Raw genomic sequence first — 16,663 nt, forward strand, 5'->3', positions numbered from 1 at the left:
CAAAAGGTTTCGATTTTAATTCGTTCGGAATAGGTTATACTAGACAAAAGATCAGCTCCTAAAAGATGGGTTTGTGGTAAACACCATTTTAAAGGAAGCTGATCTTTTTTGTCCGAACAGCGTTCGGATTAATTTTACAATCTACCCTAATGGTTTAATTCCTTAAAATTGATGCAACTTTTTTTGAATAGTGCTAATAATTGTCGCTAATCCATTGGCTAAACCAGTCGTAATGAGGTAAATAATCAATAATCGATGTACTTTTTGAACAAAAAAAGACCGCTATCTAAAGTGATAGCGATCCTTTTTTAATCCATAATGCCCGTGGCAGGATTCGAACCTGTACTTGGTTACCCAAACAGCGACCTGAACGCTGCGCGTCTGCCAGTTCCGCCACACGGGCGATTGTGCTACAAGACTATTGTACCAGTGTTACAGAGCCCTGCCAATACCCATTTATTAATATTTCGCTTATAATAATAGTTGATAAGGGAGGGATTCAGATGCAAGTCATCACAAATTCAACCGTTCGTGCGGTCCTGCAGGCACGGCCTGCCATCAGTCATAAAGGCGATTTTGGCCGCGTCTTAATCATTGGTGGTAGTCAGCAATACGGCGGTGCTGCGATTATGAGTGCCTCTGCGGCTGTCTATGCTGGTGCTGGATTAGTTTCCGTTGCTAGTGACTTAAGTGTTCTCAGCGGACTGCATGCGCGCTTACCAGAAGCCATGTTCATTGATTATCAACAACCCTTCGTGCAGTGGTCGTCTGCAGTCCAGGCTGCTGATGTCGTTGTTGTCGGACCTGGTCTTGGCATTACTTCGTTTGCCGTTGAACTGCTGAGAAAAATCTTACAAACCATCCAACCAACACAAACACTGATTATCGATGGTTCAGCACTATCAATCATCGCACATGAAAAACTGACGATCCCGAATACGCAACTCATTTTAACCCCGCATCAAATGGAATGGGCGCGCCTCAGCGGTGTTGCAATCGAGCAGCAAACGGTTGCTGCTAATCAAGCCGCACTCGCTGCTTATCCAAACGCGACTTTAGTGCTTAAAAAACATCACACTGAGGTCTATCATCAGCAACAGGTTCAGCAACTAACCATCGGTGGGCCTTCCATGGCAACTGGCGGTAGCGGCGATACACTGACTGGTATTATTGCCGCATTCTGTGGTCAATTTGGCACCCACTATCAGACGATTTGTGCCGCTGTTTATACCCACAGTGCGATTGCTGATGAACTCGCCAAAACCCAATACGTCACACTTCCTAGCCAAGTGATTCAGACCTTACCACACTATATGGCTAAAATGATTCATCAATCTTAAAAAAACAGCAGTCCTTTTGAAAGGGCTGCTGTTTATTAATTCGCTTTAAGTAATGCAAGTTCTGCATCTGTCAACGCACGGTATTGGCCACGGTCTAAATCATCTGGCAATGCCAGTGGTCCCATCTTAAGCCGTTCTAGCGTCAAGACTTCCTTGCCGACCGCATGAAACATCCGCTTCACTTGATGGAATTTACCTTCATGAATCTCAACGGTAATCTGACTTTCTTGTTGCGCCTCATCAACACTCAGAATTTCAAGCTGTGCTGGTTGTGCAGTAAAATCACTCAACACGAGCCCCGCTTCAAACCGTGCTTGATCCTCTGCCGTGACAATCCCGGCAATCGTGGCGCGATAAACCTTGCTGACGTGTTTTTTAGGACTTAACAAGGCATGGCTTAAATCGCCGTCATTCGTCAACAATAATAAGCCGGTTGTATCTTTATCCAATCGCCCCACTGGAAACAGATCATCCCGCAAGTCCGCTGGTGCCAACAAATCCAACACCGTTTTCTGTGGGTCAGTCGTCGCCGAAATCACACCCGCCGGTTTGTTCATCAGCCAATAAAAATAGGTTTGATAACGCACGGGTTCGTCGTCAACATAGACAACGGTCGCCTCGTTCACTTTGAACTTCGCATCTTTGACCACAGTCCCATCAACGCGCACGCGTCCCGCTTTAAAAAGTACCTTTAATTCTTTGCGTGAAGCCACATTCATATGACTTAAAAAGCGATCAATTCTCATTTGATTCTCAGCTTTCTTCTAAACCGATCCAAGTTACTCCCAATGACATAGTCCGCTAAGCGCGATTTAAGCACCAATGCGGCGTAAACAGCCACACCTAGGCCAACGCTAATCATTAAGACTAGAACGCTCTGAAGACGGCTGTACGGGTTAAAGACAAGGTATAACCCCTTGACTGCCCCCGCCGTTATCAAATACATCACCAATGAGAAGCCTAAAACGCCGATTAAGCGCCGAATGGTTTTGCGTAATGCAAAGTGATAATAGCGATGCAGTGCTGCAATCATTAAAACCGAACTTGTCGCAAAGGCTAAGCCGGTCGATACTAGCGGGCCATAGACCCGGAAAAAATAAATCGCTGGGTACTGCGCCACAATTTTGACGATGAATCCGATGAATAAGTAAAACAATGCCAAGCGGTTCTGATAGAGGCCTTGTAAGACAGCGCCTAAAACCGTAAAGAGGCCGAGCATAATAGAAATGTAAGATGAGAATTGTAAGACACTAATCCCAAGCGTATCATGCGCGTAGAATAACGTGTAAAGCGGACCGGCAACCGCCGCCATCCCAAATGCCGCTGGAATCATCACTAAGTTGAATAATTGCAAAGTACTGCCGATTTGATGTTGCAATTCTTTTTGATTGCCCCGCACATGCGCAGCTGACATCAATGGAATCGCCGTGACCGCCATGGCAGCAGCGAGTGAAACGGTGATTGAAATCAGTTTATTCGCATTAGCTGCAAATAAAGCATACAAGTTATACAACTGATGATCACTGGCAACCACGAAATCATGCATCATCGGATTAAACGTGTATTGGTCGATGATATAGACCAAGTTGACACTTGCGTCGATTACGATGAATGGAATTGATTGGCGCACAATCCCTTTTAACAAGTCAGTCGTTGACACTTCTAATTCGTTGTTACTATTGGCCACTAACTCTGAAATGCGACCGCGTTGTTTCAAATAATAGAAAATCAGTAATAACAAGCCGGCAGCAGCCCCAATGAATGCGGCAAATGTCGCCTGCGTCACAGCATCCACGTAGCTGCCTTTAAACACTTGCATAATCATAAAAGCGGTCACGGTCATGTACAGCACGCGGGCTGCTTGTTCAATAAATTGCGAAATCGCAGACGGCGCCATTTCGGCATAGCCTTGGAAAAAGCCCCGCATAATACTGAGCAATGGAATAATCAATAGCGGCCAGCTTAATGACCGGAAGACCGGTACCATCCGCGGATCACCCGCTGCTAGAACGGGCGCTAACGCAAAGAGTGCGAGCGCTGATAAAACACCCATTGCCAACATTAAAATCAGCGACTTTCTGAAAAGACGCTGACCAATGCCATACTCATTCATTTCGTTATAGCGTGCAATTTGTTTCGATAGCGCCCCTGGAATCCCAGCCGTCGAGATCACTAAAAAGACACTATAAATTTGGTATCCTTTTGCAAATAATGTGTTGGCTTGTAAGAAATTCGCGCCAAACCAGATTGGCCACGGAATTACATAGACGGCGCCCAGAATTCGCGAGAAAATACTCCCAGCAGTCATCCAAGCGGAGCCCCGTAACATCTTACTTTGTGAAGATCTATCCGTCGCCTTTGTTTCAGGTGAATTGGTCATTTCCCATAACTCCCTTATTAAACGTCAAAAAGCATCTTCCTACCATTTTAGAGGATTGCCCTAAGCCTTGCAATTCCTTTAACAAAACTTTATGAAAAAGAGTGCTTCTGATGACGGTTAGCAACTGAGCATTAATACAAAATTCCCAATAATCCAGGTTTTAAGATTATTGGGAATTTTAGATTAAGCGGAAGTTGTTGTCATCAGAAGCACGTTTCAATAAGAGTGCTATTAGCGCTTGCCCAGATTTTGAGCACTAAACTAAAAACGGGAATTATGGCGTACTCGGCCATGATTTCCGTTTTGTAGTTAGGCGCAGAAATCTAGCGCCAATAGCACGTTTCAAAAAAAGAGCCCCGCCTTCGCGGAGCCCTCTGCCATCTCATTATTTAGCTTGTTTATTTTGTTGAATGGCAAATTACAAGTTTAATCCGAACAAGCCCGGAATCTTTCAATGGCAGTCTGTTGATGATGTATTTTTAATGGTCGTTGATTAATTAGTTCAAGTGCTGCTAGGATCTCATCAGTCGTTACTTGGCTAAAATTGGTCTTTTTCGGGAAGAACCAGCGTAACCGTCTATTAAAATATTCATTGGAACCTCGCTCCCATGGTGAATATGGATGGCAAAAATAAACTTTGATCTGATAATCCTGTTCTAAGGCCTGATAATTGGCAAACTCTTTACCATGATCAACAGTAATGGATTTTACTTGGGGACCGAAGGCCCCCATAAACTTGCCAAAGGCGGTGTTTAGAGCCTTAGCCGTTCTATTAGGGGCTTTGATGGCCCATAGAAGTCGGGTCTTACGTTCTACGAATGTAACCAGACATGATCGTGACTCACTTCGACTAGAAAGCACCGTATCTACTTCCCAATGACCAAAAGCTAACCGTTGATTAACAGTTGTTGGCCGTTGTTCGATGGAAGTCCCACTTGTAAATTTCCCACGATTTTCGCTCACTCGGTGCTGGCGGACATTCCGATTGGGTAGATCAGTCAATTTGAAGGGGAGCCAGCCACGATTAAGCCAATTATAAATTGACGCAGTGCTCAAGTTATAAGCGGCTGCAATGGTTTCTGGTGACCAGGTTAATCGTAAGTGATTGGTAATTAAAGTCGCTAATGCTGCCGTCAGCATCGAACGACGACCGCAATTCCGCCTTTTGCGATCTGCATCTCGCTGAGCTAATTCTGGATCATAAGGTTTAACTCGGTCCAACTCATAGCTAATCGTAGCTTTGGCGACGCCTAAGGCGTCAGCCATTACTTGGTAAGATTTATTCCCCTCATTGACCAGTTGTGCTAGTGCGCCACGTTGAAAACGTGATAAAGTAGATGTACCCAAAGTAATCACTCCCTATATTGGTTGGAATTAGCTACTACCATTGTAAGTGATTGCTTTGGGCTTTTTAATTTCTGTTCGGATTAATTATAGAATTTTCCGAATCAAATACCACGTCAACAGGATGCTGACAAAAACCATGATACCGCCAAAGATTGGTGTGCTGCCTAAGCCCCAAGCCGCCGATGCTTGTCCGCCAACTAATGAGCCTATCGTAATGCCGATATTAAAGGCTGAGATATTCAAAGCCGAAGCCAATGGAATATCATTTGGCGTGATTTTTTCAGCCAACTGCACAATGTATAATTGGAGCCCTGGAACGTTCATGAAGGCGAAAAAGCCCATCAATAAAACGTTAATTAAACCGAACCAATGGGCATTTAACGTTAATATGAATAGCAACAAGGTTACTAACAAGCCAACAAACATTTTCAATAGCGCCATCAACGGTTGGTGATTTGACCATTTGCCACCCAACGTATTTCCAAAAGCCACCATCAGACCATAAATAATTAAGATGATCACAACGGCCCTTGGTGACCAACCCATTTTTGATTCTAAAATCGGCGTTACAAAGGTATAAACCGTAAACGTTCCGCCATAACCAAGCGCTGTGATTAATAAGGCTACCACAATTGCTTTATTTTTAAGTACGCGAATGATCCCGCTGAATTGACTGGGTTGTCCCAATAGTAAATCATTAGGCACTAAGAACCAGTTCGCAACAAGGCCTAAGACACCGATTGCTGCGATAAAAATAAACGACATGTACCAAGTTGAAACCTGACCGATGAACGTTCCCAGTGGTACCCCAGTCACGGTCGCCACCGTCAAGCCGGTGAACATCACCGCAATCGCGCTAGCGCGTCGTTCTGGTTCAACAACATCGGCGGCAACCACGGATGCGATTGACATAAAAATCCCATGTGCTAATGATGAAATAATCCGTCCCACCAAGACGACGGCGAAGACTGGCGCAAAAGCGACCGTCAAGTTACCAATGATAAAGACAACCATAATCCCCAACAATAAATTTTTCCGTGGCCAACGACTTGTTAAAATCGCCAAAATCGGTGCCCCAATCGTAATTCCCAAAGCATACATCGATACGGTTAGTCCTGCTTGACTCATCGTAATCCCAAAATCCTTAATCATCAATGGCATTAAGCCGACACTGATGAATTCTGTCGAACCAATCGCAAAAGCACTGATTGCCAATGCTAGTAATGTGAGGTTCGCCCGTTGTTTACTACTCATACTGCCACACTCCTATTAGACTTTTTTTACTGATGTACTATATTATTCAATAGGAGCGTTATTTTCACAATCACGCACTTTTTAGTCAGTAGGTTACTGAAAAGTAATAATTGAGTCTTATCACAATGAAAAGGTGAATCAAAATTAGAAATGAATGAGAAAACATATAACATTGGCGTTGAAGCTACGATGGAAATTATCGGCGGTAAATGGAAACCCGTTATTCTTTGTCATTTGCGCAACCAACCACGGCGATCAAGCGAGCTCTTACAACGCATCCCTAAGATTTCGCAAAAGGTACTCACCGCACAGTTACGTGAACTCGAAAACGATGGCATCATCAATCGTAAAATTTATCAAGAAATTCCGCCCCGCGTTGAATACAGCCTCTCTGAATACGGTCAGTCACTCAATAAAATCTTAAATCTCCTCTGTTTATGGGGCGAAGATAACATTGATCGCCGCCAAACAGCGGGTGAATCAATCACTGTTTTACATCGCGATCAAATCAATCCAATCGAATAAAAAAAAGACAGCCAACTAGGCTGCCTTTTTGCTTGTCATGATTCTTGCCGACCAAATTTCACGAAATAAATAACCACCATAATCATTAAGAAAATTAAACCAACAATGATTGAAATCCGCGTTTCCGGATTAATGAACATGAAGATTAAGGTGATGGCTAGCATCGCCAATGTAATGTAGTTCGAATAAGGTGACCAAGGCATCTTAAATGGATGTTGTGCCATCTTGTCAGCGTGTTGCTTTCTAAAGGCAATTTGGCTGATTAAAATGACGAACCATGGCACCATCCCTGGTAAGACACTTGAGCTATACACGAGCACGAAGACATTGCCGGCTTTAGGATAAACGAGTGGTAAAATGGCGTTTAAAATCACCCCAATTAAAATCCCTAATGAAATCGCACCGACCGCATAAAATGGGACACCGTGGCGGTTTAATTTTAAGAATCGTTTTGGTAACTGCCCATTATTGGCCAACGTAAACGTCATTCGACTGGCACTGTAAATCCCTGAGTTAGCACCCGATAAGGCTGCTGTAATCACTACGAAGTTAATGATTGATGCTGCAGCGGTAATCCCAATTTTAGCAAAGGTTTGCACAAACGGTGACCCGACCTGACTCAATTCGTTCCAAGGATAAATACTCAAGATCACGAAAATCGCCCCAATATAGAAAATCAAAATCCGTGCAACCGTTGATTGAATTGCTTTGACCAATGTTGATTGTGGATTTTCAGCCTCGCCAGCCGTAATTCCAATCAATTCAATCCCTTGGTATGATGCCAAGACAATTGCCAAGGCAAAGATGAAGCCTTTAAAGCCCCCCGTAAAGAAGCCGTGCGTCCATAAATTACTAATGCCGACTGGATGCATATGGTTCCCAATCCCAAAAACAATGAGACCCAGGCCTACCACAATCATCAGAATAATCGTGACGACTTTAATCAGCGCAAACCAAAATTCCAATTCACCAAACATGCTGACTGAAATTAAGTTAGCCGCACATAAGAACGTAATCGCGACCAGTCCCGGTACCCAGCCCGGCAAGTTCGGCCACCAGAATTCTAAGTAACCGCCGATGGCAATCATTTCACTCATCCCCACGACAACGAATTGGAAGACGTTGCTCCACGCTGTTAAGTAACCAAAAATCGGATGCATATATTCCGTTGCAAACTTGGCAAAGGACCCCGTATCTGGATCAACATACAGCATTTCTCCAAGTGCACGCATAATGAGATACAACAATAAACCAGCAATCCCATACGCAATCAGCACAGACGGCCCCGTCCATTTAATTGTCGTGTTGGCCCCCATAAAAAGCCCAACCCCAATTGTCCCGCCAAGTGCAATCATCTGCATCTGACGGGCAGTTAAATTTCGTTTCATAGTCCTCAAACCCCTCTATTTTAGCATCATCATTATTGGTTAACCCCAAAATCTAAATTTACTTATCATCGTATAATAAAAAACACCCAAAAGCAATAGTCGCTCTCATCTTTTTATCATCTTAAAAGCGCTTTAGAATAACCCTTATATTAATTGAAGGATAATTAGGCCCCTAAATATTAATTTTAAATAAGAAAAAGCAGTTACTACGAGAAACAGTAACTGCTTTTTTGAAACATGCTTTTTGGTTGCAACAACCAAACGCACTCTTGTTTGAAACGTGCTTTTCAAGCTAACTTTCTGCGCTTATCCCAGTGAATCAAACAATCGACTACGTCGCTTATTCGCTTCCCTCTGATAATGCTCAAAAGTTGACCGAGCTTGAACCCACTCTTTTTGAAACGCACTCTAATTGGCGACGATATTGACCAATTTATTTGGAATGGCAATCACTTTGCGCACCGTCTTGTCAGCAATGAATTCAGCTACTTTTTCATTTGCCTTAGCCATCGCTTCTAATTCTTCCTTCGGTGTGTCTTTAGCCACTGTTACTTTGGCCTTTAACTTACCGTTAACTTGGAAGATCACTTCTACTTCGTTAGCGACCAATGCTGCTGGGTCAAATGTTGGCCAGTCCACGTAACTGATTGAGTCATCATGACCAAGCATTGCCCATAATTCTTCCATCATATGTGGTGCGATTGGGGCTAGTAACTTCACGAAGCCTTCAGCGTATTCACGTGGTAGTGTGTCAGCCTTATAAGCATCATTGATGAAGACCATCAATTGTGAAATGGCCACGTTAAAGTGCATGCTTTCGAAGTCTTCTGTCACTTTCTTAACAGTTTCGTTGTAACTCTTCTTCAATTGTTCATCATTTTCAGCGACAATCTTGCTTGAAAGTTGGTCGTTTTCGTCGGTATCTTCTTCTGTATATAGACGCCATACCCGGTCCAAGAATTTACGCGCGCCGGCTAAGCCCTTTTCACTCCATGAAATGGAAGCATCTAATGGGCCCATGAACATTTCGTATAAACGTAATGTATCAGCGCCAAAGCGATTGACAACATCATCAGGGTTAACAACGTTCCCTTTTGATTTCGACATTTTTTCGTGGTTATCGCCTAAAATCATGCCTTGGTTATATAGGTGTTGGAATGGTTCCTTCGTTGGCACGACCCCGATATCATACAAGAACTTGTGCCAGAAACGAACATATAATAAATGAAGCACGGCATGTTCAGCACCACCGATGTACATATCAACTGGTAACCAGTCTTTCAACTTATCAAAGTCAGCCAATTTGTCTGGGTTCTTAGGATCGATATAACGAAGGTAATACCATGAGCTACCAGCCCATTGTGGCATTGTATTCGTTTCACGACGGCCTTTGCGCCCATTTTCGTCGGTTACGTTTAACCAGTCCGTTAAGTTCGCAAGTGGACTTTCACCAGTCCCTGAAGGCTTGATATCACTTGTTAATGGTAATTCAAGTGGTAATTGAGCTTCTGGCACCACTGATGTTGTGCCATCTTCCCAATGAATAATTGGAATCGGTTCACCCCAGTAGCGTTGACGTGAGAATAACCAGTCACGCAACTTATAGCTCACTTGTTCATGACCAGCATTATGCGCTACTAACCAATCAATCATCTTGTCGATTGCTGCTTGTTTGTCTAAACCATCAAGGAAATCTGAATTAATCATCACACCAGGTTCTGTGTGAACAGCTTCTTCAGGATTACCACCAGCCACAACCGGTTTCAATGGTAAGTCAAATTTCTTCGCAAATTCCCAATCACGAGGGTCATGTGCAGGGACAGCCATCACAGCACCAGTCCCGTATGAGGCTAGAACGTAATCTGAAATCCAGATTGGTAACCGTTCGCCATTGACTGGATTAATGGCGTAAGCACCTGTAAAGGCCCCTGTTTTATCTTTCGCCAAATCAGTCCGTTCAAGATCACTCTTGTGTTCGATTTCTTTTAAATAAGCATCAACAGCTGCTTTTTGTTCAGGCGTTGTGATATCGGCCACTAATTTATGTTCTGGGGCCATCACGATATAGCTGACACCAAACATTGTGTCGGCACGCGTGGTGAAGACATCAATCTGAGCGTCGTGGTTTTCAACAGCAAATGATACTTCAGCGCCTTTTGAGCGGCCAATCCAGTTGCGTTGCATATCTTTGACACTTTCAGGCCAATCAACTAGGTCTAAGTCGTCGATTAAACGATCAGCATAAGCCGTAATCTTCAACATCCATTGACGCATTGGTTTCCGGTAAACAGGATAGCCACCGCGTTCTGTTTTGCCGTCAATGACTTCTTCATTTGCGACAACGGTCCCTAAATCAGGGCTCCAGTTAACAGCCACTTCAGCTTCATAAGCTAAGCCCTTTTCGTACATTTTTTCAAAAATCCATTGGGTCCATTTGTAGAAATCAGGATCCGTTGTATTCACTTCACGATCCCAATCGTATGAGAAGCCTAATGAATTGATTTGGCGTTTGAACGTATTAATATTGGTTTGCGTGAAATCAGCAGGATTGTTCCCAGTATCCAACGCATATTGTTCAGCAGGTAAGCCGAATGCATCCCAACCCATTGGGTGCAACACGTTGAAGCCTTGCATCCGTTTCATCCGGGCCAAGATATCAGTTGCCGTATAACCTTCAGGATGGCCAACGTGTAAGCCTTGACCTGACGGATATGGGAACATATCTAATGCATAGAAATTTTTCTTATTTTTATCTTCTGTTGTTTTGAACGATTTGTGTGATTGCCAGTAAGCTTGCCACTTTTGTTCAACTGCGCGATGATCATAAGTCATATCAAACACTCCTTTTTTTACGTGCTTTCAAAAGCATGGACACTTTTGACGCACTCTTTTTTAATTCACTTAACGCCAATAAAAAAGTCCTATGGTATTTATACCATAGGACGAATTGACCGCGATGCCACCTAAGTTCTGTCCAATCTATATTGGACAACTCTCTGGCCTTAACGCGGCAGACGTTTCTATCTACTATCAGTTCAATAGAAAACTCAAAGGCGAGTTCGTTATGTTAAACGACGTGTTCACACTAACCACACGCTCTCTAAACGCTTAACGATAACTACTAATCCTTCTCAACGTTAAATAATTGTTCTTAGCATACCAAACTCTTACTTCAATTTCAAGACTTGGCCGACTAAGATTAAATCAGAATGTAAATTGTTCGCTGATTTTAATTGTGCGATACTGGTATTATTTTTTTGTGCGATTGACCAAAGACTATCGCCTGATTTAACCGTATAAGTCTTCCCAGAATTCGTGTTAGGCATCGTTGGCGTTGTAGCGCCAGCCGTTAATTTTAAGACTTGACCTGGGTAGATAAAGTTATTCTTAATATTATTAGCCTTGATTAATTGCGCCATCGAAATACCGTTACGGTTAGCAATTCCCCAGACAGAATCGCCGGCCTTAACCGTATAAGTCTTCCCAGAAGCTTGCCCTGGATTTGTACTATTTGTATTATTGTTGTTTGAATTACCAGTTGTTGCACCTTGGCTAACCACTAATTTTTGACCAGGATAGATAAAGTTGTTCCGGATGTTATTCCATTTAACCAAGTCAGCCATTGAGATGCCGTAACGGTTTGAAATTGCCCAGACAGAATCCCCTGATTTAACCGTATACGTCTTGTTTGAAGTCTGATTACCGTTATTGCTGTTTGAATTATTGTTATTTGTATTGCCAGTTGCGGTTTTTGAAACTGTTAGAACATCGCCAGGGTGAATCATATTATTCTTGATGTTATTCCAACTAATTAAATCGTTCATTGAAATCCCATATTTGTTGGCAATCGCCCAAACAGAGTCGCCGGCTTTAACGGTATACTTATCACCATTAGCTGGTGTTGTTGGATTCGTTGGTGTTGTAGGGTCTGTTGGCGTTGTTGGGTTTGTCGTCCCACCATTGTTGTTGCCAGCTGCACTACTTGAAACAATCAAGACTTGGCCTGGGTGAATCATATTGTTCTTGATGTTATTCCAGCTAATCAAGTCATTTATTGAAATCCCATACCGATTAGCAATCGCCCAAACAGAGTCGCCGGCTTTAACGGTATACTTATTACCATTAGCTGGTGTTGTTGGATTCGTTGGTGTTGTAGGGTCTGTTGGCGTTGTTGGGTTTGTCGTCCCACCATTGTTGTTGCCAGCTGCACTACTTGAAACAATCAAGACTTGGCCTGGGTGAATCATATTGTTCTTGATGTTATTCCAGCTAATCAAGTCATTCATTGAAATCCCATACCGATTAGCAATCGCCCAAACAGAGTCGCCGGCTTTAACGGTGTATTTTGTCCCATTTTCAGGTGTCGTTGGAGTCGTTGGAGTCGTTGTTCCCCCATTATTGTTACCAGTATTGGTCCCTGACGTGTCATATTGCGTTAAATTGTATTGTTGAATCAAACGGTTCAAACTTGACGCATAATTGGTTGCTGTTGCATAACGTCCTTGTAAGTATTGTGTGGCTTGTTGATAGCTACTTGTATGGCTCTTAAATGCCCCTTGATAATAAGGCGTTGCACCAAATGAAGTATTCCGTAGCACATGCACATAATCTTGTAACGATTGGTAGTATGAAGGATATTTTCTAAATGCAGCTTGGATCTGATACATGTTCCCATGACCATCATCTTCCCAAGTCCACATATAAACAGAACTACCATTGTAAGTCCCTTTTACCCCAAACAAGTTATAATTAGGGGCAGAACCTAAACCACTGCTCCCAAATCCTGATTCTAATGATGCTTGGGCAATCATAACAGAGGCGTACAAATCGTTATCACCCGCTAATTGTTGAGCTGAACTAGCAATTGAATTGATGAAATTTTGTGCGCTTGAATTAGCTACTGCCATAACAACGCCAGCGGTTGCGATATTGGCACTCGTACTTTGCACTCCAGAAATTGGTTGCGCTTGAGATGGTGCCGGTTGTGGCGTAGCCACCTTTGTCGCTTCATTTTCAGTCAATTTAGGTTTTACAACAGGTTGTTGTGTTGATTGGGATTCAGTTGTCGTTGTGCTTGAACTAGTTGTTGATGATGTTGCACTACTTGCTGTATTAGCTGTTGTAGCTTGGTCATCATTGTTTGCACTATTTAACACATCTTCAGTGGCTGCTTTGGCCCGATTCGAAAAACTAGGTGCAATTGCTGAACCCATCAAGACGGTTGCCCCTGCAAAAGTCGTCACATTACGAACTTTCTTAATTCTAATTTCCCGCTTCTGCTTATGTAAGCTTACCTTTTGAGCTGCAATTCGCTGTTTTCTAGTTTCTTTCAATTCTAACGCCTCCGAATTTCCATTATTATTGTCTGTGGCACAATTAACTTGAGCTTCACCTGAGCTTTATTATAATATTAATAAAGGAGGAAAACAATCCTATCACGCAACTACTTTTATTAGTTGTCTTATGCTTAATAATTATTGTATCATTTAATAATCTTCTTTGTCTTTAATTACAGCTTATTTTGAAAGGATTTCTTAAAAATGACCAAACGATTTTCGGCTAGTTTATTCATTCTTGGCACAATCAGTTTTCTAATCATTTTAATCAGCGTTGTGCACCATGCCACTTGGGTTATACATTTTGATACCCTTATCAGAACTGGCATCCGGTCGCTTTCCTCCCCATTGATGGATACTGTAAGCATTGCGATTACGTCGATCGGCAATCCCTATAGTATAATGACTTTGACCACCATTGTAACGCTTGGTTTGCTGGGCTTTAAACAGTGGTCAGCAGCTAGCTTTTTAGTCATTAACATGGTCCTTTTTTCAACGCTTAACCACTTTATTAAGATGAGCGTCCAACGACCACGGCCCCCATTTCACCATCTTGTCTACGCAGGCGGCTACAGCTTCCCTAGCGGTCATGCTTCGGGGGCGCTTCTTTTTTTCGGAACTTTAAGCATCCTAGTTTACTACTTAATTCGTCAACGCGTTTGGCGAAAAATAGCGATTGGCACCTGTTTAATATTGGCACTATGCATCGGCCTTAGTCGGATTTACGTACTTGTTCATTATCCGAGTGATGTCTTAGCTGGCTTTTTATTAGCAACGGCGTGTCTCGGCGGTTCATGGTACTGTTTTATTCATTTTAAATTATTGCATCTGAAGGAGTCCTAACACATGATACTTGATCATCCCACTAAATTTGCACATTTTCTATTAGACCAGGCAATTCGGCCCGGCGATGTCGTAATTGATGCCACCGTGGGGCATGGCGATGATACCTTATTTTTAGCAGAACGCGTTGCTGATTTTGGTCAGGTTTACGGTTTCGAAATTCAAAAAGAAGCCATCGAAACCTGCGCGGATCGTCTTACAAAAGCAAACCAAGCAAACCAGGTTACTTTGCTTAATCAAGGACACGAGCGGATTATCACTGCCTTACCACCCGAGTTAAAAGTGCAAGCCGCCATTTTTAGCTTAGGCGCACTCAGTCCTGATTCTTTTGAACACGTGACATTGCCTAACACGACAATCTCTGCCTATCATCAAATTCTCTCACGGCTTAATCGCGGTGGCTTACTGGTATTCGTTGTTGATCCTCGGTTCAATGAAACTCAAGAAGAAATCGACTATCTAATCGCCGACTTAAGTCGCCTAGAACCAACCAATTACCAAGTAACCCACTACAAGGCAATCAACGCCGACCAAGGACAAGTCCTAGCGATAGAAAAAATTTAGAGGGCGTCGTAAGGCGGATGCCTTATAGAGCACGTTTAGAGTGCGTCGTCAGTCGATTATCTCCTATTCAAACATTAAAAAAAGGCCCAGTCATCATTGATGACTGGGCCTTTTACTATCTTATACTGTCCCGACCACTTTTGTACCGTGTGCTTCGGAAATTTGTAAACGTTCTGTTAACGCGTCGACATTGTCGGCTGTAATGCCACCGCCAGGTAAAATCACAATCCGCCCATCAGCAGCTTGAATTAACGTTTTTAAACGGGCTTCGTCGATGGGCGCGTCTAACGGCCCCCCATGCGTTAAAATCCGTTTAACATCATGATCAATCAGCCATTCCATTGCTGCAGCTTGTTGATCAGCCGCAATTTCATCGAAAGCCATATGGAAAATAACTTGCATCCCATTGGCAGCACCAATCAACATTTCCATCGCTTCTTCGTCGATTTGATTGTCAGGTGTTAGGCAACCAAGGACGATGCCGTCAGCGCCTAATTCTTGCGCTGAAAAGATATCAGCTTCCATAATTTTTAATTCTTGATCGTTATAAACAAAGTTGCCGCCACGCGGACGAATCATGACCATCACTGGTACATCGTGTTCATGCGCATAACGCACTGATTCAGCCATCACACCCCGGCTAACCGTTGTGCCTCCGACAGCCAAGTTGTCGTTCAACTCAATTCGTTTAGCACCATTGCGGATTGCTGCCGGAATTTTAGTGAAATTTTCAACACAAACTTCTTTGATTAACATGGATGAACCCTCCAAATTTTAATTTAATCCTTTATGCAAATAGCATTGCACCTAAGACAAGTAGGCCCAAGATAATCCGGTACCAACCGAAGACCTTGAAATCATGTTTCTTGATGTAATCCATCAAGAATTTGATTGAAATAATTGAAACGATGAATGAAACCAACATCCCGACTAATAAAATGATTGATTGATCGCCCGTAAACGTATTGCCTTGGTACAAGAATTTACCAATCTTCAAGATTGCCACGCCAACCATCGTTGGAATCGCCATGAAGAACGAGAATTCCGCACCCACAAACCGTGATGTCCCTAAAATAATTGCCCCTAAAATCGTAGCGCCTGAACGGGATGTCCCAGGAATAATTGATAAGGCTTGGAAACAGCCAATCCAAAAGGCCGTCAACCAAGGTAACGTATTTAAATCAGCAAATTTCGGTGTGGTATGCTTGTTGCGATTTTCGATGACGATGAACAAAACCCCGTATAAAATCAACATGCTGGCCACAATCCAGTTTTTCATCAGATGTTCATCCATCCAGTCATTCAATGGGAATCCAATAATGACTGATGGAATCACCGCCACAATTACCTTAAACCATAACGTCCACGTTTGTTTTTGTTCGAGCTGGTTCTTACGTGGTGAGAAAGGATTCAATTTATGGAAGTATAGAATCACAACCGCCATAATCGCTCCAAATTGAATCACATAATTAAACATATCGATGAATGCTTTTGATTCATCAAGTTTCAAAACACTACCGACCAACACTAAATGGCCGGTTGAACTAATTGGTAGCCATTCTGTAAAACCTTCGACAATTCCTAAAAGGATTGTCTTAATCATATTTAAAGTTAACACAATACTAATCCCTCCGTAATCCATAATCGTTTATTAGTATACTCATTCTAAAGTTAGATTGCGACTCA

The 16,663-nt window shown here is 42.8% G+C and carries 13 protein-coding genes, 1 tRNA gene and 1 other annotated feature; of the genes, 4 read left to right on the forward strand and 10 right to left on the reverse strand.

The window, feature by feature from the left end; all coding sequences use genetic code 11:
• Window positions 1-319: 319 nt before the first annotated feature.
• Window positions 320-403, reverse strand: a tRNA-Leu gene (locus ACF1X7_RS04760).
• Window positions 404-503: 100 nt separating this feature from the next.
• Here ACF1X7_RS04760 and ACF1X7_RS04765 point away from each other — a divergent pair.
• A complete protein-coding gene (locus ACF1X7_RS04765; protein WP_069467992.1) occupies window positions 504-1,340 on the forward strand; it encodes an NAD(P)H-hydrate dehydratase in 837 nt (278 codons plus the stop codon).
• Window positions 1,341-1,375: 35 nt separating this feature from the next.
• On the opposite strand, the gene ACF1X7_RS04770 is transcribed toward ACF1X7_RS04765, so the two are convergent.
• The 4 genes from ACF1X7_RS04770 to ACF1X7_RS04785 form a co-directional block, all read right to left on the reverse strand.
• Window positions 1,376-2,086, reverse strand: a complete 711-nt coding sequence (locus tag ACF1X7_RS04770; RefSeq protein ID WP_004265707.1) for a pseudouridine synthase — start codon at window positions 2,084-2,086, stop codon at window positions 1,376-1,378.
• Entirely contained in the window at window positions 2,083-3,720 is a 1,638-nt protein-coding gene (locus tag ACF1X7_RS04775; RefSeq protein WP_069467991.1) for a polysaccharide biosynthesis protein, read from the reverse strand. The genes ACF1X7_RS04770 and ACF1X7_RS04775 overlap by 4 nt, the downstream gene beginning before the upstream one ends.
• A 426-nt stretch (window positions 3,721-4,146) precedes the next feature.
• A complete protein-coding gene (locus ACF1X7_RS04780) occupies window positions 4,147-5,067 on the reverse strand; it encodes an IS30-like element ISLsa1 family transposase (RefSeq protein WP_069467910.1) in 921 nt (306 codons plus the stop codon).
• An 84-nt stretch (window positions 5,068-5,151) separates the two neighbouring features.
• Complete coding sequence (locus ACF1X7_RS04785) at window positions 5,152-6,321, reverse strand: MFS transporter (RefSeq protein ID WP_411162469.1); 1,170 nt, start codon at window positions 6,319-6,321, stop codon at window positions 5,152-5,154.
• Window positions 6,322-6,471: 150 nt separating this feature from the next.
• On the opposite strand from ACF1X7_RS04785, the gene ACF1X7_RS04790 reads away from it, so the two are divergent.
• Entirely contained in the window at window positions 6,472-6,846 is a 375-nt protein-coding gene (locus tag ACF1X7_RS04790) for a winged helix-turn-helix transcriptional regulator (protein ID WP_039099103.1), read from the forward strand.
• A gap of 35 nt (window positions 6,847-6,881) precedes the next feature.
• On the opposite strand, the gene ACF1X7_RS04795 is transcribed toward ACF1X7_RS04790, so the two are convergent.
• From ACF1X7_RS04795 to ACF1X7_RS04805, 3 genes are all read right to left on the reverse strand, one after another.
• Entirely contained in the window at window positions 6,882-8,234 is a 1,353-nt protein-coding gene (locus tag ACF1X7_RS04795; protein ID WP_411162470.1) for an amino acid permease, read from the reverse strand.
• Between the two features lie 408 nt (window positions 8,235-8,642).
• Window positions 8,643-11,066: a leucine--tRNA ligase gene (leuS, locus tag ACF1X7_RS04800; protein WP_064777363.1), complete on the reverse strand. Its 2,424-nt coding sequence runs from the start codon at window positions 11,064-11,066 to the stop codon at window positions 8,643-8,645.
• Between the two features lie 103 nt (window positions 11,067-11,169).
• Window positions 11,170-11,378, reverse strand: a binding site (T-box leader).
• Between the two features lie 23 nt (window positions 11,379-11,401).
• Window positions 11,402-13,567: a LysM peptidoglycan-binding domain-containing protein gene (locus ACF1X7_RS04805; RefSeq protein WP_411162471.1), complete on the reverse strand. Its 2,166-nt coding sequence runs from the start codon at window positions 13,565-13,567 to the stop codon at window positions 11,402-11,404.
• A 354-nt stretch (window positions 13,568-13,921) separates the two neighbouring features.
• Between ACF1X7_RS04805 and ACF1X7_RS04810 the strand changes: the two genes are divergently transcribed.
• Both ACF1X7_RS04810 and ACF1X7_RS04815 read left to right on the forward strand, forming a co-directional pair.
• Window positions 13,922-14,413, forward strand: a complete 492-nt coding sequence (locus ACF1X7_RS04810; protein ID WP_235601666.1) for a phosphatase PAP2 family protein — start codon at window positions 13,922-13,924, stop codon at window positions 14,411-14,413.
• Window positions 14,414-14,416: 3 nt separating this feature from the next.
• The gene (locus tag ACF1X7_RS04815) at window positions 14,417-14,977 is read left to right on the forward strand and encodes a class I SAM-dependent methyltransferase (RefSeq protein ID WP_004265743.1); all 561 of its coding nucleotides are present in this window, start codon (window positions 14,417-14,419) and stop codon (window positions 14,975-14,977) included.
• Between the two features lie 120 nt (window positions 14,978-15,097).
• On the opposite strand, the gene ACF1X7_RS04820 is transcribed toward ACF1X7_RS04815, so the two are convergent.
• Window positions 15,098-15,733 carry a copper homeostasis protein CutC gene (locus ACF1X7_RS04820; protein ID WP_039098953.1) on the reverse strand — a complete coding sequence of 212 codons (636 nt, stop codon included), beginning with the start codon at window positions 15,731-15,733 and terminating at the stop codon, window positions 15,098-15,100.
• 31 nt (window positions 15,734-15,764) lie between these two features.
• On the reverse strand, window positions 15,765-16,619 hold the full coding sequence (locus tag ACF1X7_RS04825) for an undecaprenyl-diphosphate phosphatase (RefSeq protein ID WP_411162472.1): 855 nt from the start codon (window positions 16,617-16,619) through the stop codon (window positions 15,765-15,767).
• Window positions 16,620-16,663: the final 44 nt, after the last annotated feature.

Origin of the sequence: Latilactobacillus sp. VITA-14, assembly GCF_046580785.1 — a bacterium.
Classification (GTDB): Bacteria; Bacillota; Bacilli; order Lactobacillales; family Lactobacillaceae; genus Latilactobacillus; species Latilactobacillus curvatus.

Coding starts and splice junctions, on each gene's coding strand:
- ACF1X7_RS04810 (WP_235601666.1), top strand. CDS start 13,922: ATGGATACTGTAAGCATTGCGATTACGTCGATCGGCAATCCCTATAGT.
- leuS (WP_064777363.1), bottom strand. CDS start 11,066: ATGACTTATGATCATCGCGCAGTTGAACAAAAGTGGCAAGCTTACTGG.
- ACF1X7_RS04825 (WP_411162472.1), bottom strand. CDS start 16,619: ATGGATTACGGAGGGATTAGTATTGTGTTAACTTTAAATATGATTAAG.
- ACF1X7_RS04775 (WP_069467991.1), bottom strand. CDS start 3,720: ATGACCAATTCACCTGAAACAAAGGCGACGGATAGATCTTCACAAAGT.
- ACF1X7_RS04795 (WP_411162470.1), bottom strand. CDS start 8,234: ATGAAACGAAATTTAACTGCCCGTCAGATGCAGATGATTGCACTTGGC.
- ACF1X7_RS04820 (WP_039098953.1), bottom strand. CDS start 15,733: ATGTTAATCAAAGAAGTTTGTGTTGAAAATTTCACTAAAATTCCGGCA.
- ACF1X7_RS04765 (WP_069467992.1), top strand. CDS start 504: ATGCAAGTCATCACAAATTCAACCGTTCGTGCGGTCCTGCAGGCACGG.
- ACF1X7_RS04790 (WP_039099103.1), top strand. CDS start 6,472: ATGAATGAGAAAACATATAACATTGGCGTTGAAGCTACGATGGAAATT.
- ACF1X7_RS04785 (WP_411162469.1), bottom strand. CDS start 6,321: ATGAGTAGTAAACAACGGGCGAACCTCACATTACTAGCATTGGCAATC.
- ACF1X7_RS04770 (WP_004265707.1), bottom strand. CDS start 2,086: ATGAGAATTGATCGCTTTTTAAGTCATATGAATGTGGCTTCACGCAAA.
- ACF1X7_RS04815 (WP_004265743.1), top strand. CDS start 14,417: ATGATACTTGATCATCCCACTAAATTTGCACATTTTCTATTAGACCAG.